The sequence below is a fragment of the Mycolicibacterium brumae genome (assembly GCF_025215495.1).
Classification (GTDB): Bacteria; Actinomycetota; Actinomycetes; order Mycobacteriales; family Mycobacteriaceae; genus Mycobacterium; species Mycobacterium brumae.
Genome location: NZ_CP104302.1, coordinates 2,842,315 through 2,865,907, shown reverse-complemented (window position 1 = coordinate 2,865,907; position 23,593 = coordinate 2,842,315). Strand labels below are relative to the sequence as shown.

At 67.9% G+C, this 23,593-nt stretch carries 20 protein-coding genes; 8 read left to right on the top strand and 12 right to left on the bottom strand.

The genetic code is table 11. The features are described 5' to 3' along the window. The first annotated feature begins 28 nt into the window (after window positions 1–28). A complete protein-coding gene (locus L2Z93_RS13970; protein ID WP_234786299.1) occupies window positions 29–1,678 on the top strand; it encodes an NERD domain-containing protein in 1,650 nt (549 codons plus the stop codon). Here the strand turns inward: L2Z93_RS13970 and L2Z93_RS13965 are convergent. Further along, complete coding sequence (locus L2Z93_RS13965; RefSeq protein WP_090593731.1) at window positions 1,675–3,066, bottom strand: MBL fold metallo-hydrolase RNA specificity domain-containing protein; 1,392 nt, start codon at window positions 3,064–3,066, stop codon at window positions 1,675–1,677. The two genes, L2Z93_RS13970 and L2Z93_RS13965, sit on opposite strands and share 4 nt — an antisense overlap. Before the next feature lie 162 nt (window positions 3,067–3,228). Between L2Z93_RS13965 and L2Z93_RS13960 the strand changes: the two genes are divergently transcribed. Then, window positions 3,229–3,576, top strand: coding sequence for a hypothetical protein (locus tag L2Z93_RS13960; RefSeq protein ID WP_090593728.1), 348 nt, complete (start codon window positions 3,229–3,231; stop codon window positions 3,574–3,576). A gap of 7 nt (window positions 3,577–3,583) precedes the next feature. On the opposite strand, the gene L2Z93_RS13955 is transcribed toward L2Z93_RS13960, so the two are convergent. Continuing rightward, a complete protein-coding gene (locus L2Z93_RS13955; RefSeq protein ID WP_128111818.1) occupies window positions 3,584–4,339 on the bottom strand; it encodes a hypothetical protein in 756 nt (251 codons plus the stop codon). 679 nt (window positions 4,340–5,018) lie between these two features. Between L2Z93_RS13955 and L2Z93_RS13950 the strand changes: the two genes are divergently transcribed. Beyond that, complete coding sequence (locus L2Z93_RS13950) at window positions 5,019–6,206, top strand: HNH endonuclease signature motif containing protein (protein WP_234786298.1); 1,188 nt, start codon at window positions 5,019–5,021, stop codon at window positions 6,204–6,206. Window positions 6,207–6,208: 2 nt separating this feature from the next. On the opposite strand, the gene L2Z93_RS13945 is transcribed toward L2Z93_RS13950, so the two are convergent. From L2Z93_RS13945 to L2Z93_RS13935, 3 genes are read right to left on the bottom strand one after another with little or no spacing between them, the layout of a single operon-like run. Continuing rightward, window positions 6,209–7,198: a tyrosine-type recombinase/integrase gene (locus tag L2Z93_RS13945; protein WP_090593719.1), complete on the bottom strand. Its 990-nt coding sequence runs from the start codon at window positions 7,196–7,198 to the stop codon at window positions 6,209–6,211. Beyond that, the gene (locus tag L2Z93_RS13940; RefSeq protein WP_260575374.1) at window positions 7,195–8,124 is read right to left on the bottom strand and encodes a tyrosine-type recombinase/integrase; all 930 of its coding nucleotides are present in this window, start codon (window positions 8,122–8,124) and stop codon (window positions 7,195–7,197) included. Before L2Z93_RS13940 ends, L2Z93_RS13945 begins: the two co-directional genes overlap by 4 nt. Then, window positions 8,121–9,323, bottom strand: coding sequence for a site-specific integrase (locus L2Z93_RS13935; protein ID WP_090585022.1), 1,203 nt, complete (start codon window positions 9,321–9,323; stop codon window positions 8,121–8,123). The genes L2Z93_RS13940 and L2Z93_RS13935 overlap by 4 nt, the downstream gene beginning before the upstream one ends. A 150-nt stretch (window positions 9,324–9,473) precedes the next feature. On the opposite strand from L2Z93_RS13935, the gene L2Z93_RS13930 reads away from it, so the two are divergent. Further along, window positions 9,474–9,626, top strand: coding sequence for a hypothetical protein (locus L2Z93_RS13930; RefSeq protein WP_324611364.1), 153 nt, complete (start codon window positions 9,474–9,476; stop codon window positions 9,624–9,626). Between the two features lie 247 nt (window positions 9,627–9,873). Here the strand turns inward: L2Z93_RS13930 and L2Z93_RS13925 are convergent, their stop codons facing one another. Then, entirely contained in the window at window positions 9,874–11,118 is a 1,245-nt protein-coding gene (locus L2Z93_RS13925) for a plasmid pRiA4b ORF-3 family protein (protein WP_164886121.1), read from the bottom strand. Window positions 11,119–11,187: 69 nt separating this feature from the next. Beyond that, window positions 11,188–12,123: a nitrilase-related carbon-nitrogen hydrolase gene (locus L2Z93_RS13920; RefSeq protein ID WP_090589510.1), complete on the bottom strand. Its 936-nt coding sequence runs from the start codon at window positions 12,121–12,123 to the stop codon at window positions 11,188–11,190. A gap of 106 nt (window positions 12,124–12,229) precedes the next feature. Here L2Z93_RS13920 and L2Z93_RS13915 point away from each other — a divergent pair, with 106 nt between their 5' ends. The 3 genes from L2Z93_RS13915 (at window position 12,230) to L2Z93_RS13905 (ending at window position 14,959) form a co-directional block, all read left to right on the top strand. Next, window positions 12,230–12,580, top strand: coding sequence for a Fe-S protein (locus L2Z93_RS13915; protein ID WP_090589506.1), 351 nt, complete (start codon window positions 12,230–12,232; stop codon window positions 12,578–12,580). Window positions 12,581–12,669: 89 nt separating this feature from the next. Next, window positions 12,670–13,971, top strand: coding sequence for a PE-PPE domain-containing protein (locus tag L2Z93_RS13910; protein WP_090589502.1), 1,302 nt, complete (start codon window positions 12,670–12,672; stop codon window positions 13,969–13,971). 67 nt (window positions 13,972–14,038) lie between these two features. Beyond that, entirely contained in the window at window positions 14,039–14,959 is a 921-nt protein-coding gene (locus L2Z93_RS13905; protein WP_234786165.1) for an alpha/beta fold hydrolase, read from the top strand. Between the two features lie 9 nt (window positions 14,960–14,968). On the opposite strand, the gene L2Z93_RS13900 is transcribed toward L2Z93_RS13905, so the two are convergent. Together L2Z93_RS13900 and L2Z93_RS13895 are read right to left on the bottom strand one after the other, a co-directional pair. After that, a complete protein-coding gene (locus tag L2Z93_RS13900; RefSeq protein WP_090589498.1) occupies window positions 14,969–16,369 on the bottom strand; it encodes a flavin monoamine oxidase family protein in 1,401 nt (466 codons plus the stop codon). Next, window positions 16,366–17,340 carry an NADPH:quinone oxidoreductase family protein gene (locus tag L2Z93_RS13895; protein ID WP_090589494.1) on the bottom strand — a complete coding sequence of 325 codons (975 nt, stop codon included), beginning with the start codon at window positions 17,338–17,340 and terminating at the stop codon, window positions 16,366–16,368. Before L2Z93_RS13895 ends, L2Z93_RS13900 begins: the two co-directional genes overlap by 4 nt. A gap of 116 nt (window positions 17,341–17,456) precedes the next feature. Here L2Z93_RS13895 and L2Z93_RS13890 point away from each other — a divergent pair, with 116 nt between their 5' ends. Beyond that, a complete protein-coding gene (locus L2Z93_RS13890; RefSeq protein ID WP_090589490.1) occupies window positions 17,457–18,608 on the top strand; it encodes a zinc-binding dehydrogenase in 1,152 nt (383 codons plus the stop codon). On the opposite strand, the gene nuoN is transcribed toward L2Z93_RS13890, so the two are convergent. Genes nuoN through nuoL form a run of 3 tightly spaced genes read right to left on the bottom strand, consistent with a single transcriptional unit; the run spans window position 18,609 to window position 23,592 of the window. Continuing rightward, a complete protein-coding gene (gene nuoN / locus L2Z93_RS13885) occupies window positions 18,609–20,162 on the bottom strand; it encodes an NADH-quinone oxidoreductase subunit NuoN (protein WP_090589538.1) in 1,554 nt (517 codons plus the stop codon). Window positions 20,163–20,185: 23 nt separating this feature from the next. Further along, window positions 20,186–21,724: an NADH-quinone oxidoreductase subunit M gene (locus L2Z93_RS13880; RefSeq protein ID WP_090589535.1), complete on the bottom strand. Its 1,539-nt coding sequence runs from the start codon at window positions 21,722–21,724 to the stop codon at window positions 20,186–20,188. Next, entirely contained in the window at window positions 21,721–23,592 is a 1,872-nt protein-coding gene (gene nuoL / locus L2Z93_RS13875; protein ID WP_193438947.1) for an NADH-quinone oxidoreductase subunit L, read from the bottom strand. Before nuoL ends, L2Z93_RS13880 begins: the two co-directional genes overlap by 4 nt. Window position 23,593: the final 1 nt, after the last annotated feature.

The window sequence follows — 23,593 nt, the reverse complement described above, 5'->3', positions numbered from 1 at the left end:
CCGTCATAGCCAGGGCGAGGGGATCCGTGTGTCGAATGCTCGTGGAGGCGAGCCGCGGCTGGCCAACGGGGCCGAGCGCCAGGTGTGGACGCTGCTGAACCAGCAGCTGGGTTCCGGCGACGTGCTGGTCGCCGGCAAGCGCGTCACCGACCACCTCAAGGACCACGAGGTCGACTTCGTCGTCGCCATCGAGGGCGCCGGCATCGTCTGCCTCGAGGTCAAGGGCGGCCAGGTCTGGCACGACGGGACCAACTGGCGGCAGATCCGCCGAGGGCAGGAGCATTGCATCGAGCCGGTTCGCCAGGCCCGCGACGCGTGCTACGCGCTGCGCAGCTTCGTCGAGTCGGACCCGCGCTGGACCCAGGGCCGGCTGCGTTGGGATCACGTGGTGGTGCTGCCCAACACCGAACTGCCGGAGGGATTCGCGTTGGCGGATTGCCCACGCTGGAAGGTGATCGACCGAACCGACCTCGACGACATCGTCGGAAAGCTCCGCAGGGTCCTGCTTGATCAGGAACTCGACCGGCCGCTGCTGACCGGGGACGGAATCGACCAACTCCAGGTGGCTTTCGGCGGACGCGGGCTACCCCAGGCCGGGGTGGTGTCGCGGGCCGTCGAAAACGAGAGTGCGGCAGACATTCTCACCGAGCAGCAGTCCATGATCCTGGGCGCCATCCAGTTGCTGAACCGCGTAGAGATCCGGGGTGGGGCTGGCAGTGGAAAGACCTTCCTGGCGATGGAGCAGGCCCGACGGTTGGCGCGCGAGGGGAAACGTGTCGCGCTGGTCTGCTACTCGCACGGACTGGCGTCCTATCTGGAACGGGTGACCGCCGGATGGCCGCGCAATCAGCAGCCGGCCTATGTCGGGGAGTTCCACGACCTCGGCAAGACCTGGGGCGCGCCGGCCGGCCCGGACGAGACGCTGCGCAACGCGGACACCGCACGGTTTTGGGAGCAAGAACTACCCCGTGAAATGGCCTCGCTGGCAGCCGATCTCGACGATGGGCACCGCTTCGACGCGATCGTCGTCGACGAGGCGCAGGACTTCGCCGACGCCTGGTGGGAACCGCTGCTGGGCGCGTTGCGCGACGAGGAGACCGGCGGTCTGTACGTGTTCACCGATGAAGGCCAGCGGGTCTTCGACCGACATGGTTCACCTCCGGTGCCGCTGGTCCCGCTGGTGCTCGACCACAATCTGCGCAACACCCGCCAGATCGGAAAGGCCTTCCAGCCGCTGGTCGATCACCCGATGCGGTTGCGCGGAGGCGATGGGCCGTCGGTGAAGTTCGTCGCTTGCCCTGCCGACCAGGCCATGGACGTAGGCGACGATCACGTGGAATGGCTGCTGGAGCAAGGGTGGCGCCCCGAAGACCTCGCCCTGTTGGTCACCGGGAGCAGGCATCCCGAGCAAGTGGAACGCCAGGCCGACGGCAACACGTCGTACTGGGACAGCTTCTGGGACGCCGAGCAGGTGTTCTACGGGCACGTCCTCGGCTTCAAGGGCCTGGAGCGTCGGGCCGTCGTGCTGGTGGTGAACGAGACCGGCGTGCGGGACCGCTCCCGCGAGCGACTGTACGTCGGGCTGTCCCGGGCGCGCGATCAGCTGGTGGTGTGCGGAGACCCGGAATTCATTCGGGAAGTGGGTGGCCCGGAGTTGGCCTGGCAGCTGGGGATTTAGAGCTCGAACAGCTGGTTCTGGCGGGGAACGGTTGCCTCCCAGCCGAGTTCACGCTTGAGCCGTGATCGCAAGGTCTCTGCGGCCTGTGGTTCGCCATGAACGATGAACGTTCGCCGGGGCGCCGTGGTGAAACCGGAGACCCAGCGGATGAGCTCGTTGGAGTCCGCGTGCGCCGAAAGCATCCGCAGATTCGCGACCTGCGCCTTGATCGGGACCCATTCGCCGTAGATCTTCACCTGCGGCGCACCGTCGGCGATCGCGCGACCCCGGGTGCCTGGGGATTGGTAGCCCGTCAGCATGATGGTGTTACGTGGATCCGGCGCAAACGCCTTGAGGTGGTGCAACACTCGTCCGCCGGTTCCCATCCCGCTCGCGGAAATGATGATCTTCGGATCGTTGCTGGCCGAAATCAGTTTGGACTCTTCGACATCGCGCGCGTAGGTGGCGATGTCGCACATCTCCTCATAGATCTCGGGACTGAGCCGATGATCGTCGGCGAAGGTGCTCAGCAGGTTGCTGGCGTTGATCGCCATCGGGGAATCCATGTACACCGGGATGTTGGGAAGACGGTGCGCGCGGCGCAGCCGCCAGAGCAGATAGAGCAGCATCTGCGCGCGACCGACGGCGAAGGCCGGAACGACGATCGTGCCGCCGCGGGACACCGTCTCATCGATGATGGCGGCGAGAATGTCCAGTGGATCGGTTTGTTCGTGGATCCGGTCGCCGTAGGTTGACTCCATCACCAGGTAGTCCGCAGCCGGCACCGGCTCGGGGTCGAACATCAGCGGATCGTCGTAGCGACCCAGGTCCCCGGTGAACACGATGCGCCGGCCCTGCCAAGCGAGGTCGACGGTCGCGGCGCCAAGGATGTGGCCGGCGCGGCGGAAGGTGACCGTCGGGCCCTCGGGCAGAGTGAACTCCTGGCCGAACGGCCGGGTCCGAAACTGCTTGATCGCCTGCTCGGCGTCGTCGCTGGTGTACAGCGGCTGAGCCGGGGCGTGTTTGGTGGCGTGGTGCCGATTGAGCAGATCCGCCTCGCGCTCCTGCAGGTAGGCGCTGTCTCGGAGGATAATCTCGGCGACCGCGGCGGTGGCGGGGGTGCAGTAGATCGGGCCCCGGTAGCCGTCGCGCACCAGGCGCGGGAGATAGCCGGTGTGATCGAGGTGGGCGTGGGTGATGACGACCGCGTCGATGCCGTCGGCCTCGACCGGCAGCCGCTTCCAGTTCAGCTCACGCAGGTTCTTCAGACCCTGGAACAATCCGCAGTCGACGAGGACGCGTCTGCCGTCGGACTCCAGCAGGTGCTTGGATCCGGTGACGGTGCTGGCGGCCCCCAGGGAGCTCAGCGTGAGTTTCGGTTCGTCCTGGGGCCTGGCGCTGGGAGGCATGATTCCAGTCTGGCAGAGCGTCGCGTGGTGGTGGAGGATCTCTGATTCCGGTTGTCGATCCGGCTGCGGATTCGGGCTGCGGATCCGGCTGTCGAAGGGACTTGTCGGTGGGCGGCGCCATGCTTGGTCCAGTTGGCGATCGAACGCCGGGGAGGAGCCGCCATGGCATACGACACGAGCTGCTACATCGATCCGGATCCGCGGATGCCGGGCTTCCACGACGTCGGATGCCGCATACGGTGGATACCGCGGACGGACGGACGGCCCGAATTACGAGTTGCCGAAGGGGACTTCCTCGACGGCGACTCCCGCGACGGCGCGATCACACTCGGCTGCGGAATCGAGGAGGCGGCGCACCAGCTGGGCATCGACTTCCTCCACGAGATCGACCACCTATTGGACATTTGCGAGTTGGTGGATCGTCAACTGGCAGAACATCCTTGGGCGATGCTGAAGTGTCCGCAGGGCACTGCGGTCATCGAGTTGCTGCCGCGCGACAACTGCGAATGACCTTCGCTCAGGTGCTTAGCGTCTCCCGGATTCCCGGGGCGAGCACGTGCGCGAGGGCATCCCACTCCACACCGATCTCGTAGTAGTCGCCGAGTACATGGGCGACGGGGATGTAGATCTCCAGTCCGTCGTCGTCAGCGACCCAGCGGCTGAGCGCTTCGGGGGTGGCGTCCGGCGGTGGCTGGTTGGCCAACCGCTCGTCAGCGGCCATCTCGGTCTTGATGGCGTCGACGAGCGCGGTCAGACCGACGGTTTCGTCGGTGAACAGGGTGGCGATGTTGATCGGGTCCGCGGTGCGCGCGTCGATGACAGTGGTTGCGACCTCGTTGAACGGGTGTGCCGCCTGCTCGACGGAGATGTTGAGGATCAGCACTCCGGACACCGACCCGGTGCCGACGTGTGTCACTTCGGATTTCACCTCATCGACCAGCGCGCCGGGGGCGACGGTCACCGATCGGTTGTCCTCGGTGGGCTGCAGGTACTTGTCCAGCGCGGCCTTCATATCGGCGTTGAATTTGTCCCGCACCGCGGGTTCGCCGCCGCGCACCTGCGGCAGATCCGCCTGGTAGGTCACCTTGCCCTCGGTGCCGCTGGTGGGCTCCAGGAACCCGGTGAGTGGCTCGGCCTCGGTGGAGGTTGTCGAGGTCGTGGTGGTCGGCTCCGGGCCGCCGGAGGTGCCAGAATTACACGCGGTGACTCCACTGATCAGCGATGCGACAGCCAATGCGGCTCCGACCTTGCGCGTAATCGTTAGTTCGCCCATGGCTCCGACGGTAGTCCTCCGGTGGCGGGCGCGATAGGGCTGACGACGGCTTGATTCTGCCGGCACTGCCGGGCAGGGGTTTGCGTGTGGGGCACCGGTAGCCCGCCTGTCCGCACCGTGCTTGCCGCTCCCATCGGGATCGCTCTGGCGTTGAAGCCTCAAACCCGTGGTCGGTGACTTGTCGGAGGGTCGGAGTAGGGTGCGGTTGTGGTCGAAAAAGTACCTCTGATCAGCGGTTTCAGTGACATCCCTCGCAATGTTGCCGGTGTCGCCGACGGAGCGTACAATCGAAAGTATGTTCGACAAGAAGTTTTCCGGGGAGGGAAACTTCGCGCCCGCTCGATGTCATTGCGCGGCTTGAACGGTTCCGGTCTCGGTCGGGGCGTTGGGGGCCATCTGTATTAAGTGAATCGCACAGCCAGTGCGACGGTTGGAAGTCCGGTATCGAATGGAATCCACAGTTTCTGAGGCCGTTGGCCTCGACGCCTTCATTTGTGAGCTCGACGGGTTCGTGGGGACGCTGATTGATCAGCTCGCCCCGCCACCGACGACCAGCCCTCCGGCGGTGACCGTCTCGCCGCCAGCGCTCGTCGCACCGCCGACGTCATCGCCACCTGGTTCGTCCCCGCCGGGTTCGTCGGTCCCGGGCCCACCCGACGGTGATGACGGGTCGCGGCGGTTGTTCGATCTGCTGTACAACCCGACGCGGGTGTTCGACGAGCCGAGGTTGGACGCGGTGCTGGTTGCGGCGGTGGGTCTGCGGAATCTGGCCGATCATGTGCTGGCCTCGGCGACCGCCGCCGCCGAACGCGCCGGTGTCCCCACCCGCCGGCATCTACGCTCCGGGGCGCAGTTATTGACCGGCCTCGGTGTGGTGCCCGGGACGGCGTACCGGCTGGCCCGGGTCGGGCGCGCGGCCCATGAGTTGCCGGCGGTCACCCAAGCGCAGCGTCTCGCCGCGATGGGCGCCGAGTTGGCGGACGCCATCGGTGTGGGTGTGGCTCATATCGGGGCTCGGGTCGACCTCGACGAGCAGCAGCGCGCCGACGTCGTCGCGACGTTGATGGTGCAGAGCTCCCCAGCCGAGGTTGCCAAGAAAGCCCGGGCGATCGCGATCGCCCGCACCCCCGACAAACCGGCGTCGCCGGTGCCGGTGGCTGAGGATGAGGCGCTCAATGAGATGACCCTGACCCAGGGCGCCGATGGCCGCATCGTCGGATCCTTCGATTTGGATGTGGTCGCCGGGGAGGAGTTGCACGCCGCCCTGGACGCCTTATGCCGGCCGGTCCCGGGCCCGGACGGGTCGGTAGATCGGCGGCCGGTGGGCAAACGCCGTGCTGACGGGTTCGCCCAGGTCATCCGGGCCTACCTATCCGGGTATGAGCGCCCCACCTCCGGCGGAGTCCTGCCCCACGTGAGCCTCATCCGCCCCGCCACCACACCAAGCTGGGGGTCAGCCGTCGAACAGTCGGTGGATCAGTTGGGGTTCACCGGCCCGGTCACGAAGAAGACCGCGACCCTGATCTCGTGTGACGCGACCATCGACACCATCGTGGTCGACGGTGAGGGGGCGCCGTTGGATGTGGGCCGGATGCAACGCTTGTTCCCACCGCGGATCCGTAAGGCGCTGATCGCCCGGGATGGCGGGTGCGCGTTTCCGGGGTGCGGCCGGCCGGCGTCGTGGTGCGACGCCCACCACATCAACGAGTGGGAGGCCGATGGGGTGACCAGCGTCGACAACGGGGTGATGCTGTGCCGATTATTCCGATATCGGAATAATCGGCATTATGCCGAGTCGGCGGTTATGCCGATTTTGAGGGAGTCTGTGCTGGTCAGTGGGTTTTCGGTGGAGTTGTTGTCGGCATAATTTCAGAGGGATTCAAGGAATGCGAGCAGTTTGTCGGGTGGTCGGTATCGGCCTGGGCGTGTGGTGATGGGGGCGGTTCGGTCGAGTGCTCGTTGTTTGAGTTCGAGGTCGGCTTGTAGGTAAATCCTTGTGGTGGTGAGGCTTTCATGTCCGAGCCATAGTGCGATGACGGTGGTGTCGACTCCGGCGTGGAGCAGTCGCATGGCCGCTGTGTGCCGCAGCACGTGCGGGGTGATGTGTTTGTTGGCCAGGGAGGGGCACGATGCCGTCGCGGTGGCGGCGTGTACTGCGACGCGTTGGGCGAGGGCGTCCAGGCTCAGCGGGCCGCCACGGTTGGTCGCGAACAGCAGATCTGAGTCGGGGTCGGACGTTTCGGCTATCCAGGTTCTCAGGATCGCGACGGTGGTGTTGGTCAGCGGGGTGATGCGGTGTTTGCGTCCTTTTCCGCGGCAGGCGACGTGGGCTGCGGTGTCAAGGTGGATGTCGTTGCGAGTCAACGCGGTTAGCTCTGATGCGCGTAGCCCGGTCTGGATAGCCAGCGCAAGGATGGCGTGGTCGCGTCGCCCGGTGCGGGTGGCCCGGTCAGGGGCGTTGAGCAGTGCTCGGGCTTCGATGTCGGCGAGGTAGGTGATGACGGTGTGGTCGGCGCGCTTGGCAGGTATCGCCAGCACCCGGGTGATGTCTGCGGCATGCTCGGGATGGCGCTGCGCGGCGAATCCGAATAGGGAGTGGATCGCCGCGAGGCGGGCATTTCGGGTGCGCGCACTGTTGGCGCGGTCATGCTCGAGGTGGTCGAGGAACGCTGACACGGTGTCTGCGTTGACATCGTTGAATTGCAGACGGCAACACGGTGTCTGGGTCCGTTCGCTGATGAAGGTCAGCAGCATGCGCAGGGTGTCGCGGTAGGCGGCGATGGTGTGCGGGCTGGCCTGGCGCTGGGTGATGAGCCGTTGAGTGAAGAACGCTTGAACGGTCGCGGCGATGGCGGTCATCGCTGATGGTCCTCCTGGTCGGGTTCCAGACGTTGGGCGGCTTCGATGAGCAGTTCCGGGGCTGCAGACAGATACCAGTAGGTGTCCGATGGCGAGACGTGCCCGAGATAGGTCGACAACAGGGGCATGCGACTGGCGACGTCGTCGCCGTCGCGATACCAGTCCAAAACGGTGGCGATGGCGAAGGTGTGCCGTAGGTCGTGCGGGCGGGGCCGGCACCGCGGCCCGCGCGCCCGCAGCCCGACTCGCTCGGTGAGCTGGTGGAACACCTCGTGGGCGTTTTTATAGATCAGCCGGGTGCCGGCGTTGGAAACGAACCAGGCATCAGTGCGTGGCGACGGGCACAGCGCGTCACGGGTCTCGGCGTAGCAGGTCAACGCGTTGGTGACGCTGGAATGCAGCGGCAATTGCCGGGACTTGCCGAACTTGGCATTGCGCACCGTGATCAGCGCGCCGGGAAGATCGACGTCACCACGGTCCAACGCGATGGCTTCGCCGATGCGCAACCCGGTGGCGGCCAACAGTCCGATCAAGGTGGCGTAGGTCATCCCCCGCAACCGTGATCGCAGATTCCGGGCCTCCGCCATCAACGCGGCGATCTCGGCGTCGGTGTAGAGGTAGGGAACCGCCCGATGAGATCGCCCGGGCAGCAGGTCAGCAGGCGGGATCTCGGTGGCTGGGTCGATTGCGGCCAGATAGCGCGCGAATCCGCGCACCGCTGACAGCCGAGCGCCGTGCCAGACAGGGTCTGCGCCCACCGGCTCAGTGGCCCACCTCAGCGCCAACTCGACGGTCACGCGCTGCGCGCCGACCCGCCCAGCCTCGGCGACGAAGTCAGCCAGCAACCCGCCGGCGCGTTCAAGCTTGAATCCCAGCGCACGCCGCATGGTGAGGTAGTCGGCCAACGCGTCGGCCAGGGCGGTCATGACGGGCTCCCAGACGGCCAGGGCCGAGTCACCGAGACGAGCCGGCCGTGGTCGACCTTGGCGTAGATGGCGGTGCTGTTCAGTTCCCGGTGCCGCAACAGTTGTCCGACTTCCTCCAGGGAAGCGCCCGCCTGTAACACGCTGGTGGCGGTGGTGTGTCGCAGCCGATGCGCCCCGATGCGCTCAATGCCGGCCCGAACACACGCACGGCCCACCACGGCGCAAACCGAACCGCTCGCCAGCGGCTGATGCGGGGCAAGAGCCGTCAGAAAGACCTGCCGATACGAAGATGTCGGCCTGCCCGCACGCAGATAACCAACCAGCGCCTGTCCCACGTCAACCGGCAGCGGAAGCTTGTCATGTTGATTGCCTTTGCCACGGATGACGAGTTCGCCAGCGCGCCAATCGATATCATCGAGTTCCATGGCGGCGACTTCACCGGCGCGCAACCCCAGCCGCGTCAACACCGTCAGGATCGCGAAGTCCCGCCGACCCACAAGCCGATTCTGCTCGCAAGACTCCAGCAGCACCCGCACCTGATCAGGTCGCACAGAACGCGGCAGCCACGCCAATCGCCAACCCGCCACCGCCGGGACAGCCGAGACCAGATCAGTCTCCACCCGCCCGGTCAACAACAGGAACCGCAGCAAAGACCGCAACGCCGTAACCATCAACTTCGCCGCGCCCGTCGATCGAACTGAAGCCTCGGCGACGACGAACCGTGTGACCGTGCCGGCGGTCAACTCGCGCAGCTCACCGGACCCCGAACGCGTCAAGAACAGCCGCGCCTCTTGCGCGTAGTAACGCACCGTGGCCGCCACCAAGCCGCGCTCACAGAACAGATAGGCCCGGTACTCGGTCAAGAGTTCCTCCACCGGGCCTGACGGCACCCGCGGCACCGGTGCCGGCGCCGCGCCCACTGCGCGTAAATGCCCCAGCAGTGGCGCCAACCCGCGCGCGGACAACCAACCCACATACCCCCGCGCCGACCGAACCGATAGAAATGCTTGCACCAGTTCGTCATTCAGCTCACTCGGCGCCACACCCTCAAACGCCATCCAGCGACTCAGATGCGCCATCAAGCGCAACTGATTCGCCGCCGACAACGGCGCATAACCCACCGACTCCAGCGCTACGGAGAACCCCGCGGCAAACTCCTGCAACGGGCCATCCACCCGCACACGCGACACCACAACCATGACCAAAGTCCTTCCAATCCGACGGAAGAACCAAGCATCACCGGCCAAAATTATGCCGACAACAACTCCACCGAAAACCCACTGACCAGCACAGACTCCCTCAAAATCGGCATAACCGCCGACTCGGCATAATGCCGACACCATCACACGATGATTCATCACGGCGGCTGGCAGGTGTACCTCGGCGCCGACCGGCACCCGTGGTTCATCCCGCCGGCTGACCCCAAGCACCCGGACCGGCCACGTGAGCACCTGCGATCGCACGCCCGACGGACCATGACCAGCCTGCCGACCGCGGCCTGACCGCGGCACCGCGCCGAAGGGCGTCGACCGGCCGCCACCCGGACACCCGGGAGCCGGATCAGACTCTCTGACAACTGAATACACAGGGACAACTGAATACACAGGGACAACTGAATACACGGCACAACTGAATACGCGTCACCAGCACGAACGAACCTTGACAACTCCACAGAGACACAAGCGCCCCAACAGTGGGCGCCGGTCGGCACGACACCGGCCGGCGCCCACCCGCCGAACCGTGCGCCCGTCAGCCCATGGAGCGTTCCCGATCCACCCACAATGCCGCGCGAGCCAGCGCCGACGCTGCGGGACTCAGGTAGTCGGGGTCCCGGTAGCTGTGCGGGCGATCTGAGATGTTCTGCAGGATCGTCAGCTCCGGCAGCCCGCTCAATGCGTCGAAGCCGGCTGGGCGGCCGTCCTGATGCTGCCAGCCGCGTGAGCGGAGAGCGGCACTGATGGAATCGGTCGGCAACTCACCATCGGCGCTGCCCGCATACACCAACAGCGTGAGGGTGGCCTCCTCGACGAAGCCACCGTCACCGGCTGGCGATAGAAGGCCGCCCAGGTGATCCCACAGCGCTTCGGGGTCGCCGACCACCGCAGCAGTCGCCCGAGTCAGCCGTAGCGAGCCCTTGTATTTGCGCAGCAACCCAACCTGCCGGAGTGCTTCGCGGAAGAACAGCAGCGGCGCGCAATGGATCTCGCGGTTCGCCTTCCCGATCCAATCACCCATTGCAGGAACGACTTTCGAGGCCGCTTCCACATCGTCGGGCTTCATGTACCCGGCGGATGTCAGTGGAATGCCGCCGTCTGCGGCGCGATCGAGGAACCAGCGGATCGCGCGAAGCGAATCGGCGTAGGACTCCGAATAGTCCGGTGGATCAGACAACACCCGGGACAGCCGGGCGGCGAACTCGGGACCGGCGGAGGTTCCGCGTAGCCGCCGCAGGATCGGTGGCAGCCGCGGGTCGATCCCGGAGTCGCCCAACGTGAACACAGTCCTGCGGACCGCGGCCGCGGCTCGGTCGAGGTCGAAGTGAGCGGGGTCGTCGAGGACCTCTGCGAGGCCCGCCGCGTCGACCCGGCCACCGGAATCCTCCGGCGGCGCCGCGCGCTCGCCGTCGACCAAGACGACAGCGGGGGAGTTGTGGTCGGCTGGAAGCAATTGCTCCAGCGTCAGGGTCAGTTCCCAACTGTCGCCGTAGTCGTACACGTAGCGCAGCACATGGCCCGGCTCGGCCAGCGTCTCGTCGACCCTGACGTTCGCCGCGGGCATACCGTCGGACTCTCCGTCGGCGACGTCGAATGGGCACAAGAAGAATTGACTGCCTGAGTCAAACGGTCCGCCACCGAGGGTGAACCTGTGCAGATGGCGGTCTTCCCAACCGAACGCCGCTTGCAAGGCTTGATGCAGCAGGTCGAGGCGCAAGTCGCACCGGATATCCAGGCGTCGCCAGATCGGTGGCTCGGAACCATCCAACTCGGCGCGCACCCGCAGGGTCGCCGGAGTGGAGCGTGGCTGGTGGCGTCGATCCCGATGAGCTGTCATCGAACGACGAGTCTACGGCTGCGCCAGCGATGAAGAGGCTTGCGATTCTATTGCAGCCGCCCGTCGGGCATCGGTCGTGTCCGAATCCGCGTCGATGTAGTAACGCGGCGCGCCCGCCATATAGATGCGGAACCGCCGGTCAGTCAGATGCGAATTCTTGGAGCGTGCGACACCGAGCGCGGCCGGATTCAGCTCCGCCCAAAGTATCTGCGCCGTGGTGGAATCCGCCTCTGCGAGAATGGCGCCGTTCGGGCCGACGACGATGCTGTGACCGTCGTAGTCGGCGGTCCCGTCGAAATCGCAGTAGTTGGCGTACGCGACGAACATCTGGTTCTCGCACGCGCGCGCGGGCACCAGAACCGTTGGCACTTCCCGGTATCCGACCGGGTTGCCGGCCGGCACGCACACCAGGTCCGCGCCCTGGTCGGCGAGCATCCGCCCGGTTTCGGGAAACTCGATGTCGTAGCAGATCGCCAGGCCGACGCGCCAGCCGTGCCAGTCGAACACCGGGGGAGGCGCGTTGCCGGGGGTGAAGGCGGGCAGCTCGTCACCGAAGAGGTGCAGCTTGCGGTAGTTCGCGCGCATCCGGCCGAACTCGTCGACGAACATCACCGAGTCATAGACCGAGCCGTCGGCGGCCAGTTCCGGATAGCCCGCGACGATCGCCATGTGGGCGGTGGTGGCGACCGCGCCGACCAGTTCGGCCCACCGCTCGGCGGACTCGGCCAGGGTCTTGAGGTCGGCGTAGTGCTGCCGGACGCCGATCGGGAACAACTCCGGAACCACCAGCAATTCCGCGCCGGAAGCCTGGACGGCTGTCGTCACCAGGTCCTGAATCGGGCTGACGTCATCGTCCTGCGGTGGGATGCGCTGAGCGACGGCGATGCGAATTGCCGTCCCCCTGGCACTCTGCTCGGCCCTCGAATCGGCCTTGGTGGTGCTGACCATTAGGACATCGCAACACAACGTGGCCGGGCCGGGAAGCAGAATCTTGCGCGGCACGACGGAATTCGGCCGATGCGATGTCCAAAAAGGGGCCGGGTACTCTCAAACCATGGAAGTACTACGCCATGTAGTTGTGCTGCTGCATATCGTCGCGTTCGCGATCATCTTCGGCTCCTGGGTCGCCGAGGCGGCCGCCCGCCGATTCCGGCTGACCGCGGTGATGAACTACGGCCTGCTGCTCGCTCTGGTCACCGGGTTGGCGCTCGCGGCGCCGTGGGGCGGCGCGGTGCTGAACTACCCGAAGATCACCACCAAGCTGGTGCTGCTGCTGGCGCTGGGCGCGGTGATCGGCATCGGCAAGAAGCGTCAGGACCGCAGCGGAGAGCCGGCGCCGGCGCCGCTGTTCTGGGCGACCGGCGCGATCACCTTCGTCATCGCCGGTATCGCCGTCATCTGGTGATCGTCGTGCGCGAGTTTTCGCCACGGTGACGTAGACGCCCGAATACCCTGTCGGACAGGGAGACTGGTTTCCCTGACCGAAGGGAAGCCATGAGGAAAGCAGCGGCGTCGTTCAGCGCCATGGCCGCAGTCGCCGTCGTCGCCACGGCCACTGCGCATCCGGCGGCAGCGTATGCGGCCGGCGCGCATGAATCACACGCCGACCGCATCGCCGACCTCATCGATGGTCGGGCGAGAACGCTGACCCTCGAGGGCGGCTTCGTCGGGATGCAGGCATTTATGCGCGTCACGCCGCTCCAACTCCGCGGCTCGCTGTGCGCGGGCCCAAAGACCTGCTCGCCCGTCGACTACTTCGCGCTGCCGGTGGGATGGCAGACCGAAGCGGGCGCGGTCAAACTCAACTCCGCGATCGGAGAATCGGGCACGGACAAGACGATCCTGCTCGGCCACAGCCAGGGCGGTCAGGTGATCTACGCGAGCCTGCGCAGCTGGGCCGATGGTCGCGCCGAGGTCCCCGACGGCGAGGTGGTCTGGGTGTCACTCGGCAACCCGGAAAACCCGTACGGCCGTCGAGCGGGCGGCATCGGCTACGACCACGGACAGGGTCTTCCGGACAACTACAGGGACGTGGTCGAAAAGAATCCCGACATCCACGGCGTCGAGGTGATCCGACAGTACGACGGCTGGGCGGACTATCCGCAGGACACCACGAACCTGCTGGCGGTGCTCAACGCGCAGATGGGCCAGTTCTCGATCCACAACGACTATCGCGACATCGATCTCACCGACGAGAACAATGCCACCTACTACGACGCGGAGAACCAGATCACCTACGTCTGGATCCCGACGAAGACGATGCCGCTGGTCTCCTGGGCCGGTCCGCTGGCCCCGACGCTGGACAAGATGCTGCGCCCGACAGTTGAAGCGGGTTACAACCGCCCCGGCGACGTGCAGGATCAACTCGCCGACGCGTATGAGCGCGACACCGGGGTGGGCAGCGCAGGGTCGCTGGAGAGCGCCGGGCTGGCGGACCGCGGCACAACGAGCGCGTCCGACAGCGGCGAGCTCGCGGAGCTGGCGACGGACGTCGCGGCGGGCGACAAAAGCCCATCGCTGGTTCAGGCCCGGACCACGCTCACCAAGCTGGCGAAGCAGGCGACGCCCGGGCGGGCGGTCACCGATCTGGGCGCCGACGGGCTGAAACGGCAGGTGCGCCAGGCGAGCCGGCAACTCAAGGCCGTCGGTGTCCAGATCGAAGACGCCGGAAAGCGGGCGCTGGCAGGTGTCGAGCGTGTGGTTCAGAGACTCGCGGCCGCCCCGCAGAAGCTCCAGAAAGCCATGAACGACGCAGCTCAAAAGAGCGCGGGCAGCGAATCAACAGGCGACGACTGACACCCGGACGGCCCCGGCTTCCACCGGAGTGCTGGGAACCGCGTCGACCGTCGTTTACGCTTCGGTAATGGCCAGCCACGAGCACAAGCCGATGCCGCCGAGTCGCAACGTGGACGTCCGGGGACCCGACGGAACCCGGCTGCACACCCAGGTGTTCGGGCCCGACGACGGGTACCCCATCGTGTTGGCGCACGGCTACACCTGCGCGATCGGCGTGTGGCGTGAACAGATCGCCGACCTGGCGCGAGACCACAAGGTGATCGCCTACGACCACCGCGGACACGGTCGCAGCGGTGTTCCCGCCCGCGGCCACTACAGCCTCAACCACCTGGCGGCCGATCTGCAGGCGGTGCTGGACACCACTCTGCAGCCGGGACAGAAGGCCGTTCTCGCCGGACATTCGATGGGTGGAATGGCGGTGGCCGCCTGGTCGGAGCGGTACGCGCACAAGGTCGCCGACCGCGCCGACGGCGTCGCGCTGATCAACAGCTCCACCGGCGACGTGGTGCGCCAGATCGACCTGCTCAACACCCAGGGCCGGCTGGCCGGAGGTCGCGCGGTCGTCGCGCAGCGGGTCGTGCGGCACCTGGGCCGGGTGCCGGCGGTGCGGATCGCGCACAAGCCGACCGCCCGACTGGTGTCCGACGTGGTGGTCGGCGCCGACGCGCACCCCGAGGTGCACGCGCTGATGCACAACGTCGTGCTGTCCACGCACCGGATTCCGCGCGGTGAGTTCGGCCGGATGCTGGTGGAGAAGTTGGACCGCAAGCACATTCGGCTCGACGCGCTCACCGTTCCGACGCTGGTGATCGGCGGCGCCGCCGACCGGCTGCTGCCCATCGGCGCCTCATACCGGATCGCCGAACTCACCCCGAACCTGTTCGATTCGGTGGTGCTGCCCGGCGGGCACTGCACCATCCTGGAGTACCCCGACGAGGTGAACCGCCACCTGCGGAGACTGATCGACACCGCCACCGCGTCGAGCTGAACCGGACCGCTAGACGGGCCGAGCGAGCCAGGCCGAAACCTCGTCGGCGGCACGGTGACCCGCGCGCACGGCGCCGTCGAGGTAGCCGGGCCAGACATCCGAAGTTTCTGTCCCGGCCCAGAAGATCGGCCCCAGCGGCTTGCGCAACCACGGCCCGACGCCGGTCCACGATCCGGCCGGAACCGCGGCGGTCGGTCCACCGGGCGCGAATTCCTCTGCGCCCCAACGCTGATCGAGATAGTCGACCGGGTGGCGGGCCCGCTCACCGAACAGTCGGGCGAATCCGGCCAACGTCCGTTCGCGCCGGACCCGCGGTTCCTCGTCGTCGAAATGCGCCGGGTCGACGAAGCCCAGCAGCACCCCCGGCCCGGCCGCGCTCGGGCTCATGTCGAAGGTGATCAGCACCGGTCCGGTGTCCGAGACGCCTTCCCCGGACAGCCCGTCGGTCCGCCAGAACGGGTACTCGTAGACCGCGAACGCCTTGGAAAGTCTGCCCTGCGGCCAGCAGCGGGTCAGCCGCTGATGTTCCGGCGGGAGCGCGGGGGAGAAGTCGATCCCGGCGCGGTGCTGCGGAGGAATCGCCAAGATGGCGGTGCTGGCCCGGATGTGACCGTCGTCATCGGTATCGGCATCGGTACCGGTATTGGCATCGGCGGGCGCGTCGGCGCAGCGCACCAGCACACCGCGCTCGTCGCGGTTGATCTGCTTCACCACTCGGGACAGACGCACCCGGTCGCCGAGTTCGTCGGCCACACGCTGAGCGATCTGTTGCGTGCCATCGAGGAATCGATCCTGCTGGGCGCCGCCGGACACGTCGAGCAGGCGGTCCAGCCCGCCCGCGGCCTTGATGTACAGCGCGGCGTGCAGGGCCGAGATCGACCCGATATCGGCGCCCCAGACGACCCGCGCGGTGATCGACATCAGGTCCATCGTGGACCGGGTCGCGCGTTTGGATGACATCCAGTCCCGCAACGACATTGCGTCCAACCGCGCGGCGTCCGGAGCGGTCCAGGGCTGATCGACGGGGATGCCGCGCCCCAGCCGGTCCAGCTGAACGCGCAGCCGGGCGAGGTCGGCCAGCACGACCGGTGACATTTTCGGGATGGTCCCGCGGTAGCTGCGCGTCCGCCCGCGCCAGTTGATGACATTCTTGCCGTGGTGGAACGTCGGCGTGGTCGGGCAATCCATCTCGGCGGCCAGCGCGAGCACTGCGTCCTGAGTGGGGCCGACGAATGACGCGCCCAAATCCAATGGCACACCGGCGATTTCACCGGTCCAGGACCGTCCGCCCACCCTGTCGCGGCCCTCGAGCACAATGACGCTGTGGCCTTGCGCGGTCAGTCGCCGGGCGGCGGCCAGACCGGAGAAGCCGGCGCCGACGATGACGACGTCGACCTGCTCAGCGGTCATCGCACCCGCACGACGATCTTGCCCAGGGCGGTGCGGTTCTCCATCGCGGCGATCGCCTCGCCGGCCTGTTCGAACGGGAAGACCTGCGGCGTCGGCGCGGACACCCTGCCGGCGGCGAGCAGCGCGCTGTACTCGTCCCACTGCTCGGCCAGATACCCGGGATTGCGCATCGCCCACGCGCCCCAGCCGACACCGATCACGTCAATATTGTTGAGCAGCAACCGGTTCACCTTCACCGTCGGGATCTCCCCGGCGGTGAAGCCGAGCACCAGGACGCGCCCGGCCGGGGCCAGGCTGCGCAGCGAGTCGGTGAACCGGTCGCCGCCGACCGGGTCGACGATCACATCCACGCCGCGCCCGCCGGTCAGCTCGGCCACCTGGTCGCGGAAGCCGTCGGCGAACACCACGTCATCGGCGCCTGCGGCCCGGGCGATCTCCGCCTTGGCCTCGGTGGAGACCACCGCGATGGTGCGCCCGGCGCCCAGGGCGGGGGCCAGCCGCAGCGCGGAGGTGCCGATGCCGCCGGCCGCGCCGTGCACCAGCACCGTCTCGCCGGGCATCAACCGGCCGCGGGTGCGCAGCGCGAACAGCACCGTCAGATCGTTGAACAACAGTCCGGCGCCGGCCTCGAAGGACACATTGTCCGGCAGTGCGAACACCTGCGCCGGGTCCAGCACGATCGACTCCGCCAGCCCGGATCCCAGCATGGTTATACCCAGCACCCGGTCCCCGGGCTTGACCGCCGCGCCGTCGGGGGCGCTGCGCACCACCCCGGCGATCTCGCCGCTCGGCGTGAACGGCAGCTCGGGCTTGTACTGGTAGAGCCCCCGGGTCAACAGCGCGTCGGGGAACGCGACACCGGCCGCGTGCACGTCGACCAGGATCTGATCGCCGGTGGGGGTCGGGTCGGGCACTTCGTTGAGTTCGACGGCGCCCGGCCCGTCGAGTCGGGTCACCTGGATCGCGCGCATGGTCTTGACCTTAACGAAGAGGCCGGCCGTATCGACACCGGCCGGTTCGACGAGCGGGGAACGAGCGAGGAAGAGGCCGGCCGTATCGACACCAGCGGTGCGGACATAATGACCGTATGAAAGCCGTGAGCTGTTTGCAGGGTGAACTGTCCGTCGTCGAACTGCCCGACCCGCGGCCCGAACGCGGCCAGCTGCTGCTGGAGGTCCGCCGCTGCGGCATCTGCGGCTCGGACCTGCACGCGCGCTCGCACACCGATGACCTGTACGAGACGCTCAAGGGCGGCGGCTACGAGGGCGCCATGCGCGCCGACACCCCGACCGTGCTGGGCCACGAGTTTGTCGGCGAGGTGCTGGAGACCGGCCCCAAGGTCGGTGGTTTCCGCCCCGGCGCTCTCGTGGTCGCGATGCCGATCCGCAAACTCAACGACGCCGGTCAGATGATCGGGTTCTGCCCGGACGCCCCGGGCGGATACGCCGAGCGGACGCTGGCCCAGGCGGCGTTCAGTTTCGCGGTTCCCAACGGCCTGGACGTCGACATCGCCGCGATGACCGAGCCGATGGCGGTGGCGCTGCACGCGGTCAACCGCGCCGGCATCGGCGGCGGCGACACCGCGGTGGTGATCGGGTGCGGACCCGTCGGGCTGGGCATCATCGCCCAGTTGAAGGTCAAGGGCGTCAAGAAGATCATCGCCAGTGATTTCTCGCCGGCCCGGCGCGCGCTGGCGGCCCAACTCGGCGCGCACGTCGTCGTCGACCCGTCCGAGGGGTCGGTCTACGACCTGCTCACCGACGGCTTCATCACCAACCCGCAGCAGATGTGGGACTTCGGCATCGACACCCTGGACAACCTGCGCCGGATCCCGGCCTGGGAGCGTCTCTACTGGGTGGCCGACAAGTTCGGGGCCGCGGATCCGAAGCGCCCGATCATCTTCGAGTGCGTCGGCGTCCCCGGCATGATCGAGGGCATCTGCGCCAGCGCGCCGCTGGCGACCCGCGTGGTGGTGGCCGGCGTCTGCATGGAGACCGACCACTTCCGCCCCGCCATGGCGATCGGCAAGGAGATCGACCTGCGGTTCACCTTCGGCTACACCCCGCTGGAGTTCCGCGACACCCTGCACATGCTCGCCGACGGCAAACTCGACGTCGCGCCGCTGATCACCGGACGCGTCGGGCTGGGCGGGGTGGCCAATGCGTTCGACGCGCTCGGCGACCCCGAGACGCACGCCAAGATCCTGATCGACCCGGCCAGCGACGCCGTCGAGCCGTAATTAACGCAGGAAGTGCGCCGCCGCGTTCGCCAGGTCCAGCAGCGGCTGCGGCAGCGCGCCGAGGGCGAAGGTGATGCCCGCGGTCACCGCGACGACGGCTGCGGTGGACCAGCTGGGCCGGGCCAGCACCGGGGGATCCTCGGGCGCCTCGGTGAAGAACATCAGGACGATCACCCGTAGATAGAAGTACGCGGCGACCGCGCTGGCGATCACGCCGATCACCACCAGCGGCAGCGCGCCGCCCTCGCCGGCGGCCTTGAACACCGCGAACTTGGCGACAAATCCACTGGTCAGCGGGATGCCGGCGAACGCGAACAAAAACAGCGAGAACACCACGCCCAGCACCGGGTAGCGCCGGCCCAGGCCGGCCCAGCGTTCCAGCGCGGTGTCCTCGGCGCCGCCGGAGCGGACCAGGCCGACCACCGCGAACGCGCCCAGGGTGGAGAAGCCGTAGGCGAATAGGTAGAACAGCGTGCCGGACAGCCCCGCGGCGTTCAGCGCGATCACGCCGGTGAGGATGAACCCGGTGTGCGAGACCGCCGAGTACGCCAGCATCCGCTTGACGTCGTTCTGGGTGATCGCCGCGATGGTCGCCACCGCCATGGTGAGGATCGCGACGACCCACAGCACCGGCTTCCAGGCTTCGTCCATCCCGGGCAGCGCGACATAGCAGATCCGCAGCAGTGCGCCGAACGCGGCGACCTTGACCGCCGCGCCCATGAACGCCGTCACCGCGGTCGGGGCGCCCTGATACACGTCGGGCACCCAGGAGCCGAACGGCACCGCGCCGACCTTGAACAGCAGACCGACCAGCAGCAGCCCGGCGCCCAGCAACGCCAGCGGGGTGCGGCCGTCGCCGCGGGCGACGGCCTCGCCGATCCCGGGCAGCGACAGGGTGCCGGCGTAGCCGTACAGCAGCGCCGACCCGTACAGCAGGATCGCCGACGAGAAAGCGCCCAGCAGGAAATACTTCAGCGCCGCTTCCTGGGACGCCAGCCGCCGCCGGCGGGCCAGGCCGCACATCACATACAGCGGCAGCGACAGCACCTCCAGCGCCACGAACAGGGCAAGTAGGTCGTTGGCGGCGACGAACATCATCATGCCGCCGATCGACAGCATGGTCAGCGGGAAGACCTCGGTCTGCATGACCCCGGCCGCGCCGGCCTGCTTCTCCGCGACGCTGCCGGGCGCGGCGGAGGCCTGCGGCGTGAACGCGTCCAACCCGTCGCCGTCGCGGGGGATGTCGGGGATCACCCGCTCGGCCATCAGCAACAGCCCAAGGATCCCGAGCAGCACCAGCGCGCCCTGGCAGAACAGCGCCGGCGGGTCCAGCGCCAGCGCCCCGCCCACCGCCGAATGCGCGCGTGAACCGTCTCGGGCGACCAGCGTCACCGCGAGCCCGGCCGCGACCAGCGAGCCCACCCCGAGCGTCACCTGGATCAGGTACCGGCTGGCTTTCGGCGCGAAGGCCTCGGCCAGCACCCCGATGACCGCGGCGCCGAACACGATCAGCATCGGCGACAGCAGCCGGTACTCGATATCCGGCGTCGGCATCGCGGCCGCCAGCAGCACGGCGTTCATCGGGCCTCACCGACAATGCTCAGCGTGTGGTTGACCGCGGGGTTGATCATCTCCAGCGCGGGTCTGGGGAAGAAGCCGAGCACCAGCAGCGCCGCGATCAGCGGCGCGACGACGACGAGTTCGCGGCTGCGCAGGTCGCCGATCGCCTCGACGCCGGGGCGGGTCGGGCCGGTCATCACCCGCTGGTAGAGCCACAGGATGTACACCGCGGAGAGCACCAGCGCCGTGCTGGCCACCACCGCCGCGCCGGGGTAGTTCACGAACGTGCCGATCAGCACCAGGAATTCGCTGATGAACGGCGCCAGGCCGGGCAGCGACAGGGTGGCCATCCCGGCGACCAGGAAGGCGCCGGCCAGCACCGGGGCGATCTTCTGCACGCCGCCGTAGTCGGCGATCATCCGGCTGCCGCGCCGGCTGACCAGGAACCCGGCGATCAGGAACAGCGCAGCGGTGCTCAGCCCGTGGTTGACCATGTACAACGCGGCCCCGGATTGGCCCTGCGGGGTCATCACGAAGATGCCCAGGATGATGAAACCGAAGTGGCTGATCGAGGTGTAGGCGATCAGCCGCATCATGTCGGTCTGCCCGATCGCGAGCACCGCGCCGTAGACGATGCCGATCACCGCGAGGGTGATCACCAACGGCCGCAGCAGCATTGAGCTTTCCGGGAACACCTGCAGGCAGTAGCGCAGCATGCCGAAGGTGCCGACCTTGTCGACGATGGCCATCATCAGCACCGCGGTCGCCGGGGTGGAGGTGACCGCCGCGTCGGGCAGCCAACTGTGCAGCGGCCACAGCGGCGCCTTGACCGCGAACGCGAACAGGAACCCGCCGAACAGCAGGTGCAGCAGCATCGGATTGACCGCCAGCCCTCCGGAGGCGACCACCGCGACGATCGCCCGCAGGTCGAAAGTGCCGGCGTCGAACGCCGGGTCGTTGGCGGTGACGACATACAACCCGATCACCGCGGCCAGCATGATCAGCCCGCCGAACAGGTTGTACAGCAGGAACTTCACCGCCGCGCGGCCCCGCTCGCCGCGCGGGCCGGCGCCGAACCCGCCGATCAGGAAGTACATCGGGATGAGCATCGCCTCGAAGAACACGTAGAACAGCAGGATGTCCAGCGCGACAAGGGAAATCATCACCATCGACTGCACCGCCAGGAACAGCGCGACGTAGGCGTGGGTGGCCCGGCCGTTCAGTTCGCGGGGGTCGGGGGCGTCGTTCCAGCCGGCGATCAGCAGCAGCGGGGTCAGCGCCGCGGTCAGCAGCACCAGGGTCAGCGCGATGCCGTCCACCCCGAGCAGGTACCCGGTGCCGAACGACGGGATCCACGGGTGGTCCTCGACGAACTGGAACTGCGCGCCGGCCGGGTCGAAACCGGCGGCCAGCGCCCCGGCGATGACCAGCACCGCGCCGGTGACCGCGAGCCCGGCCCAGCGCACCGCGTCGCGCGCCGACGGCGGCAGCGCGATGATCGCGACGGCCCCGAGCATCGGGACCGCCCACAGCAGCGTCAACAGCGGAAGATTCATCGGGCCGCCCACCAGATGACCGCCAGCACCAGCGCCGAACCGCCCAGGATGGACAGCGCGTAACTGCGGACGTAGCCGGTCTGCATGCGGCGCAGCAGCACCGAGCCGGCCGACACCACGCTCGCCAACCCGCGCGAGGCCCCGTCGATCACCTTATCGTCGACGACGACCAGGCCGGCGGTCAGTTTCGCGCCGGGGCGCATCAGCACCGCCTCGTTGACGGCGTCGCCGTAGAGGTCGCGGCGCGCCGCGAGGGTCAGCGCCGAGACGTCCTGCGGGGCGGTGTCGGCGACCTCACCGGTGTACATCCGCCAGCCGGCCCAGATGCCGGCCGCGACCACCGCCAGGATGATCGTCGTCATCGCCCACACCGGCAGCACGTGATGGGTCTCGTGGCTGCCGACCACCGGCTCCAGCCAGCCGGTCAGCCGGCCGCCGGCCAGCGCGAAACCGGCGCCCACCGAGCCGACGGCCAGCGCGGCCATCGGCCACACCATCACCGGCGGGGACTCGTGCGGGTGCGCGTCGCGGTCCCAGCGCGGCGAGCCGAAGAACGTCAGCAGCATCACCCGGGTCATATAGAACGCGGTGATCCCGGCGCCCACCAGGGTCGCGCCGCCGAGCAGCAGGCCGCGCACCCCGCCGACCCCGAACGCGGTCTCGATGATCGCGTCCTTGGAGAAGAACCCGGCGAACGGCGGCACCCCGATGATCGCCAGGTACCCGAGCCCAAAGGTGACGAAGGTGGCCGGCAGCACCGCGCGCAGCCCGCCGAAGCGACGGATGTCGGTCTCGTCGTTCATGGCGTGCATGACCGAACCGGCGCCGAGGAACAGCCCGGCCTTGAAGAAGCCGTGGGTGAGCAGGTGCATGATCGCGACCGCGTAGCCGGCCGGGCCGAGGCCGGCGGCCAGCACCATGTAGCCGATCTGGCTCATGGTGGAGGCGGCCAGGGCCTTTTTGATGTCGTCCTTGGCGCAGCCGATGATCGCGCCGAACAGCAGGGTCACCGCGCCGACGGCGGCCACCGCGGTCTGCGCGGTCGGCGACAGGTTGAACACCGGGCCGGAGCGCACGATCAGGTACACCCCGGCGGTCACCATGGTGGCGGCGTGGATCAGCGCCGAGACCGGGGTGGGGCCCTCCATCGCGTCGCCGAGCCAGGACTGCAGCGGCACCTGCGCGGACTTGCCGCAGGCCGCCAGCAGCAACAACAGGCCGATGCCGGTCAGCGTCGCGCCGGGCAACTCCGGGGCGGCGGCGAACACCCCGGCATACGACAGCGTCCCGGTGGCGGAGAACATCCAGGCCAGCGCCAGCGCCAGCCCCATGTCGCCGACCCGGTTGACCACGAACGCCTTCTTGGCCGCGGCCGCGGCGCTGGGCTTGTGCGACCAGAACCCGATCAGCAGGTAGGACGCCAGACCGACGCCCTCCCAGCCGAAGTAGAGGCCCAGGTAGTTGTCGGCCAGCACCAGCAGCAGCATGGCCGCGACGAACAGGTTCAGGTAGGTGAAGAACCGGCGGCGGTCCGGGTCGTGCGACATGTAGCCGACGGAATAGATGTGGATCAGCGAGCCGACACCGGTGATCAACAGCACGAAACACACGCTGAGCGCGTCCAGGCGCAGCCCGAAGTCCAACTGCAGCTCATCGACCGGCACCCAGGAGAACAGTGTCCCGGACAGCACCCGGTCGGCGGCGTCGCGGCCGAGCAGTTCGACGAACCCGGCGACCGCCGCGGCGAACGAGCCCAGCACGGTGGCGCAGCCGAGCAGGTGCCCCCAGGCGTCGGTGCGACGGCCACCGAGCAGCAGCACGAGCGCGCCGGCCAGCGGCAGGGCGATCGGCAGCCACAGCAACGTCACG